Below are 279 nucleotides of genomic sequence, written 5' to 3'. Positions count from 1 at the left end.
ATTCAGGGCGCGCTGGTAGGGATCGCGATGGTTCTGTCGGCGGTATTTGTGCCGATGGCCTTCTTCGGCGGCACCACCGGCGCCATCTATCGCCAGTTCTCAATCACTATCGTCGCGGCGATGGTCCTCTCGGTGCTGGTGGCCATGATCCTCACCCCTGCCCTTTGCGCCACGCTGCTTAAGCCGGTTAAGCCAGGTGAATCCCATGAAAGAACAGGCTTCTTCGGCTGGTTCAACCGCACCTTCAACCGCAGCGCCAGCCGCTACGAAACCTTCGTC

Annotated in this window: 1 protein-coding gene; it reads left to right on the top strand. The window is 60.2% G+C overall.

Translation table 11 applies throughout. The annotated features are described in order from the left end of the window. The coding region (locus ACSIPU_RS31260; RefSeq protein ID WP_435322587.1) for an efflux RND transporter permease subunit at nt 1–279 on the top strand (279 nt) is incomplete at both ends.

This window comes from Klebsiella sp. HN106 (assembly GCF_051209435.1).
Lineage (GTDB): Bacteria > Pseudomonadota > Gammaproteobacteria > Enterobacterales > Enterobacteriaceae > Klebsiella > Klebsiella oxytoca.
The sequence above is the reverse complement of the archived record's forward strand: the minus strand, read 5'-3'. Positions and strand labels throughout refer to the sequence as shown.